The sequence below is a fragment of the uncultured Aquincola sp. genome, assembly GCF_964001545.1.
Taxonomy (GTDB): domain Bacteria; phylum Pseudomonadota; class Gammaproteobacteria; order Burkholderiales; family Burkholderiaceae_C; genus Aquincola.
Genome location: NZ_CAXFDV010000703.1, coordinates 1 through 5,828, shown reverse-complemented (window position 1 = coordinate 5,828; position 5,828 = coordinate 1). Strand labels below are relative to the sequence as shown.

General features: G+C 69.6%; 7 protein-coding genes and 1 tRNA gene. All 8 read right to left on the bottom strand.

What is annotated here, in order from left to right:
* Nucleotides 1-629: pseudouridine synthase (locus ABNT58_RS24725; protein ID WP_348756043.1), on the bottom strand; the 629-nt coding region annotated here is incomplete at its 3' end.
* A complete protein-coding gene (locus ABNT58_RS24720; RefSeq protein WP_348756042.1) occupies nucleotides 626-1,501 on the bottom strand; it encodes a rhodanese-like domain-containing protein in 876 nt (291 codons plus the stop codon). The genes ABNT58_RS24720 and ABNT58_RS24725, both read right to left, overlap by 4 nt.
* An 82-nt stretch (nucleotides 1,502-1,583) precedes the next feature.
* A complete protein-coding gene (locus tag ABNT58_RS24715) occupies nucleotides 1,584-2,702 on the bottom strand; it encodes a nucleoside hydrolase (protein ID WP_348756041.1) in 1,119 nt (372 codons plus the stop codon).
* A 123-nt stretch (nucleotides 2,703-2,825) separates the two neighbouring features.
* A complete protein-coding gene (locus ABNT58_RS24710) occupies nucleotides 2,826-3,419 on the bottom strand; it encodes a DNA-3-methyladenine glycosylase (protein WP_348756040.1) in 594 nt (197 codons plus the stop codon).
* A gap of 134 nt (nucleotides 3,420-3,553) precedes the next feature.
* Nucleotides 3,554-3,628: transfer RNA gene (locus ABNT58_RS24705), tRNA-Val, on the bottom strand.
* Nucleotides 3,629-3,689: 61 nt separating this feature from the next.
* Nucleotides 3,690-4,397, bottom strand: a complete 708-nt coding sequence (gene dnaQ, locus ABNT58_RS24700; protein WP_348756039.1) for a DNA polymerase III subunit epsilon — start codon at nucleotides 4,395-4,397, stop codon at nucleotides 3,690-3,692.
* The gene (lgt, locus tag ABNT58_RS24695) at nucleotides 4,394-5,224 is read right to left on the bottom strand and encodes a prolipoprotein diacylglyceryl transferase (protein ID WP_348756038.1); all 831 of its coding nucleotides are present in this window, start codon (nucleotides 5,222-5,224) and stop codon (nucleotides 4,394-4,396) included. Before lgt ends, dnaQ begins: the two co-directional genes overlap by 4 nt.
* A gap of 5 nt (nucleotides 5,225-5,229) precedes the next feature.
* Nucleotides 5,230-5,828, bottom strand: a 599-nt coding sequence (locus ABNT58_RS24690; RefSeq protein WP_348756037.1) for a LysR substrate-binding domain-containing protein, incomplete at its 5' end; no start/stop codon positions are given.

The following is a 5,828-nucleotide window of genomic DNA, read 5'->3' as shown; positions in this document are numbered from 1 at the left end:
TCGCCGGGCTGTTCCACCATCTGCATGAAGGCATCGCCGGGGCGTTCTTCCAGCTTGCTGGACAGCTCGGCCGGCAGCGGCTGCTGCGGCGGCCAGGGCGCCAGCGCTTCGTACACTTTGCTGGCCTGGCGCTCGCGCAGCACCGCCTGGTAGGCGTTGCGCACCTCGGGCTTGACGATGTAGAGCAGCACGCCCGCGGTCTCGCGGTCCAGCCGGTGCATGGGCACCAGGGTGTCGATGCCCAGCAGCCGCTTGAGCCGCACGGTGACGGTTTCCTGCAGGTAGCGGCCGCTGGGCGACACCGCCAGGAAGTGCGGCTTGTCCACCGCCAGCAGGTGCTCGTCCTCGTGCAGCAGCTCGATCTCGAACGGTACCCGCGGCTCGGGCGGCAGCTGGCGCCAGTACCAATACACGGCGCCGCCCTGGCAGGCTTCGTCCGCCTGCAACGGCCGGCCTTCCAGCGTCAGCACGTCGCCACGGGCCAGACGCTCGGGCCAGTCGGCCACCGCCGGCAGCCGCGCCTGCAAAAAGGCCAGCACCGTGGGCCAGGGGCCGCCGCTCACCGCCACCCGGCTGGGGCTGACGCCTTCGCGCATCGGCGGCGACCAGGCCACGCGGGGGCGCGTCATGCGTCGCCGGCCGCGGCCTGCAGCCGCCGGGCGCGTTGCAGCCGCCAGGCTTCGTCGGGCTGAGTGGGGTCGTACACCTGGGCGGGGCCGGTGGCGGTTTGCTGCAGCTGCGTGTCCAGCGCGATGCGGTTGTCGAACACGAAGCACTCGCCCTGCCAGTCGCGCGCGGCATCGGGCAGCGCCTCAAAGTAGCCGAGGATGCCGCCCTGCAGCTGCCGCACCTGCAGGCCCAGACTGCGCAGCCACGGCGCGGTCTTGTCGCAGCGGATGCCGCCGGTGCAGTACATCGCCACCGGCCGGCCTTCGGCCCGCCAGGCGGGCGCCTGCGCCAGCACCCAGGCGCGGAAGTCGCGGAAGTTGGGCACCTGCGGATCGACGGCGCCACGGAAGCGCCCCAGCCGCCATTCGAAGTGGTTGCGGTTGTCCAGCACCACCGCGCGGCCTTCGTCCAGCAGCGCGCGCCACTGGGCGGGGCTGAGGTGGGAGTCGTCTTCTTCGTCCGGCGGCGGCAGCGCGTCGGCCCCGGGCAGGCCCAGCGCCACCAGCTCGGGCTTGGTGTTGACCTTGAGCCGCGCATAAGGCGCGGTGTGGCCGTGGCTGTGCTTGAACACCAGGCCTTGCAGCGCGCCACCGAAGACGGGGCTGCCGACCAGCGCGGTTTCGAAGGCCTGCACCGCGGCCGGCGTGCCGGCGACGGCGCCGCTCAGGCCCTCCGGCGCCAGGGTGATGGCGCCGGTCACGCCTTGCGCCAGGGTGATGGCGCCGGTGAGCTCACGGGCGAGCGCGCGCACGGCCTCGGCCACCGCAGCCGGGTCGGCCACCGGCGTGAAGCGGTAGAAGCTGCTGTGCAGCCAATGGGAAGCGCCGGCCATGGAAGGGGCCGGCGCAGCAGGATCAACGGGCATGCCGGCATTTTGGCCGCTGCCCGCGGGGCGCCGTTGGGCCCCGCCGAATTCAGTTCAGCGTCACCGGCACCGGGCGCGTCAGCAGGTCGACGTAGAGCTCGAAGAAGCGGGCGTTGTCGAAGCGGGTCACCACCGTCATCTTCTGCAGCGTCACGCCGGCCGGCGGTGTGTCATAGCCCACCGAGCGACCGTTCTCGGGGTCGCCGTTGCGGGCGATCACGTCCACGTACTCTTCACGCGTCTGCGTGGCGTAGCCGGGGTCCAGCAGGTAGGCCAGCACCAGCGTGTCCCAGATGTTCTGGGTGTACTCGGGGTTGTTCTCGAAGCCGTTGTTGCCGCTGAAGCCATAGCCGTTGAGCTGCTGGAACAGCCGCGTGACGGCCGTGGGCTGCGCCGGGTGGGCGATGCGGTCGTAGATGGGCTTGGTCAGCAGCACGGTGTCGGTGACGTCCAGCGGCACCACCACCTGCTTGATCGGCAGCCGCACCACCTGCTGCGCGGCGTCGGGGTCGAACCACCAGTTGAACTCGGCCGCGCGGGTGGTGTTGCCCGCCACGTGCACCGCGCCGCCCATGTAGATGATCTGCTTGATCAGCGGCACGATCTCGGGGTTGCGCTGCACCGCCTTGGCGATGTTGGTCAGCGGGCCGATGGCCAGGATGGTGACCTCGCGCGGGTTGGCCTTGACGGTGTCGACGATGAAGTCCACCGCGCTCTTGGCCTGCACCTGGGTGCTGGTGGCAAAGCCGTCGGGCGGCGCCACCAGGTCGGCATCACTTTGCGGCTGCGGGCTGCTCCAGGCGCCCAGGTAGCCGTCGCCACCGGCGCCGGCCGCCTGCTCGGCCTGCACCGCGGCGTAGTCGTGGTTCAGCGGCAGGTTCTCGCCGGCGTACACCGGAATCTTCGCGCCCGCGCCCATGCGCTCCATGCTCTTGAGCGCATCGGCCACGCCCTGGCGCAGCCACTGGTTGCCCGACACCACGCTGATGCCCATCACCTGGGTGCGGCCCTGCGCCTGCAACTGCGCGGCCATCACGCCCAACTGGCCGTCGTCGCTCATGGTGTTGTAGTCGCTGTCGATGATGACCTTCATCGGCCCATCATCGCTGTCGTTGCCGCAGCCGGCCAGCAAGGCGGCGCAAAGCGCCAGCACCCATCCCAATCTCATGTCCGTCTCCTCGGTGTGTGTGGGGGATGCGCTTCAGTCTAGGCGTCGCAAACGTTTGCGCAAACGTTTGCGACTGATGGATTGCCCGCAATGGTGCAACGGGCTGTATCGGCGGGACGGCGCTCAGCGCGGCGGGCGGAACGGCTTGCTGAGGTGGCGCGAGCCCGCCAGGCCGAAGCGCCAGGGCAGCTCCACCGCCTTGCTGATGCCGATGCGCGGGCCGGTGACCACATTCACCGACCCCTCGGCCGGCCGCAGCTCGAAGGGCGGCGCATTCAGCGGCAGGCCGTCGTGCGCGCGGGTGATGCCCAGGGCCTGCCCCACGCGGCCGGGGCCGGCGCACAGCAGCCGGTCGTCCAGCAGGCCGCCGCGGCGCTCACGCAGCAGGTCCAGCCCGAACAGCGGCTCAATCGCGCGGATGAGCACGCCCGCACCGTGGCCCGCCTCGCGGCAGACGAAGTTCATGCACCAGTGGATGCCGTACGAGCGGTAGACGTACACATGCGCCGGCGGCCCGAACATCGAGGCATTGCGCGGCCGTGGCCCCACATGGCTGTGCGAGGCCGGGTCCTCGCGGTCGTAGGCCTCGGTCTCGACGATGCGGCCGCCCACCCCATCGACCAGCAGCAGCACGCCGATGAGGGACCGGGCCACCTGCGGTGCGTCGGCCATGAAGTCGACGCCGGCCAGGAGTGCGCCGCCATCGGGTCGCCGCATGGGCGAAGGTTGGGCGGGTTCTAACTGCATGCCAGCGCGAGACTTCATGCCGGCCATTCTTATGCGCTCGCCCGGAGGGCATGGCGTAGGCAAGAAAAAAGCACCTGGCGTCTCCGCGAGGTGCTTCATCTTTTTGGTGGGCGGTGCAGGGTTCGAACCTGCGACCCCTGCCGTGTGAAGGCAGTGCTCTACCGCTGAGCTAACCGCCCGGAAATCTGCGGCGTTTGTTGTTCTTCTCGTGTTCCGGCAAGCCTCGCAGTATGCCACAGGCTATGCGGATTGCAACTGTCTCCACAAAGTTTTTTGTCCACTGGCCTTGTCCAGCTCGGCCAGCACCGCTTCGTGGGCCTGCAGCTCCTCGGGCGTGGGCTCGAGCACGATGAGCTCGAAGGCGCTGAAGTCGATGGGCGCGGCGGCGAGCTCGCCGCTGCCTTCGCTGCCCACGTCGATCACCAGGCTCTCCTGGCCGCGGGTCATGTTGATGTAGACCTCGGCCAGCAGGCCGGCGTCCAGCAGCGCGCCGTGCAGCGTGCGGTTGCTGTTGTCCACCTCCAGCCGCTTGCACAGGCTGTCGAGCGAGTTGCTCTTGCCCGGGAACATGTCGCGGGCCATCAGCAGCGAGTCGGTGATGCGGCCCACATGCTGCGCAAAGCGCGGGCGGCCCAGGCGGCGCAGCTCTTCGTTCAGGAAGCCGACGTCGAAGGCGGCGTTGTGGATCACGATCTCGGCACCGGCCAAGTAGTCCATCAGCTCGTCGGCGATGGCGGCGAACAACGGCTTGTCGGACAGGAACTTGTCGGTCAGGCCGTGGATCTTGACTGCGTCTTCCGAGTTCTTGCGCTCCGGGTTCAGGTAGAAATGCTTGTTGTTGCCGGTCAGCCGCCGGTTCACCATTTCCACACAGCCGATTTCGATGACGCGGTCGCCGCTCTCGGGGCTGAGGCCGGTGGTTTCGGTGTCGAGGAAGATCTGTCTCATGCCTGGCTCCCGGCCACGTGCGCAGGCTTGCCGCTGTCGCCCGGCCCGGCGCGCCACCACAGCAGCACACCGGCCAGCACCATCGGCACGCACAGCCACTGGCCCATGCTCATGTTCAAGGCCAGCAGCCCGAGGAAGCTGTCCGGCTCACGGAAATACTCGGCGATGAAGCGGAAGCTGCCGTAGCCCACCAAAAACGCGCCCGACACCCGGCCGGTGGCATGCGGCCGCCGCGCATACACCCACAGCAGGATGAAGAGCAGCACGCCTTCCAGGCTGAACTGGTACAGCTGAGAAGGGTGGCGCGGGATGTCGCTACCCGACTGCGGAAACACCATCGCCCAGGGCAGCGAGGGGTCGGCCGCGCGGCCCCACAGCTCGCCGTTGATGAAGTTGCCGATGCGGCCCGAGGCCAGGCCCAGCGGCACGCAGGGCGCGATCAGGTCGGTCACCTCGAAAAAGGCGCGCTGGCGCCGCCGCGCGAACACCGCCATGGCCACCAGCACGCCCAGCAGCCCGCCGTGGAAGGACATGCCGCCCTTCCACAGCATCAGCATCTCCAGCGGGTGGCTGAGGTAGTAGCCGGGCTTGTAGAACAGCGAGTAGCCCAGCCGCCCGCCCACGATCACGCCGACCACGCCGAAGAACAGCAGATCTTCCACGTCGCGGCGGGTCCAGCCGCGCTGGGCGTAGGTCGGCTGGCGGGTGCGCAGCGTGGCCAGCCAGAGAAACAGCCCGAACGCCACCAGGTAGGTCAGGCCGTACCAGTGGATGGCCAGCGGCCCCAGGCGCAGGGCGATCGGATCGAATTGCGGGTGGACGAGCATCCGGGTCAACTCCTGTCAGTGGGCGGCGATTGTCGCCGCGCCGGCAAAACCGCCTGCCCGTGGTCCATCACGTGGTCGACGAAGCGCTGCACCACCGGCGGCGCCGGCTCGGGCCACAGCAGGCTGGTCTGCGCCGCCAGCTGCACGCCCTGCACCGCCCGGTACACCACGCCGGGCCGCTGCAGCTGCACCAGGCTTTGCGGCACCCAGGCCACGCCCATGCCGCCGCTCACCAGGTTGACGATGGTCTGCATCTGGATCGCTTCCTGTGCGATGCGCGGCGTGAAGCCGGCGCCGCGGTAGGCGGCCACCACCGCATCGAACAGCGATGGCGTGATCTGCCGCGGGAAGATGACCAGCGGCTCGGCCGCCGCCTCGGCAAAGCGCAGCGTGCGCCGCGTGGCCAGCGGGTGCGTGGCCGGCAGCACCAGCTGCATCGGCTCGGTCAGCACCGTGCGGGCGCCGAAGCCCGGCGGCGCCGCATCGGGCGCATGCAGCACGAAGCCGGCGTCGATCTCCTCGGCCGCGAACGCCGCCAGTTGCACGTCCAGCGTGGCCTCGCGCAACTGCACGTCCACCTCGGGATGGGCCTGGCGGAAGCCGC

Excerpts from the sequence above, each read along its gene's own strand:
- lgt (WP_348756038.1), bottom strand. The coding sequence starts at position 5,224 with ATGCTCGTCCACCCGCAATTCGATCCGATCGCCCTGCGCCTGGGGCCG.
- ABNT58_RS24720 (WP_348756042.1), bottom strand. The coding sequence starts at position 1,501 with ATGGCCGGCGCTTCCCATTGGCTGCACAGCAGCTTCTACCGCTTCACG.
- ABNT58_RS24715 (WP_348756041.1), bottom strand. The coding sequence starts at position 2,702 with ATGAGATTGGGATGGGTGCTGGCGCTTTGCGCCGCCTTGCTGGCCGGC.
- dnaQ (WP_348756039.1), bottom strand. The coding sequence starts at position 4,397 with ATGAGACAGATCTTCCTCGACACCGAAACCACCGGCCTCAGCCCCGAG.
- ABNT58_RS24710 (WP_348756040.1), bottom strand. The coding sequence starts at position 3,419 with ATGCGGCGACCCGATGGCGGCGCACTCCTGGCCGGCGTCGACTTCATG.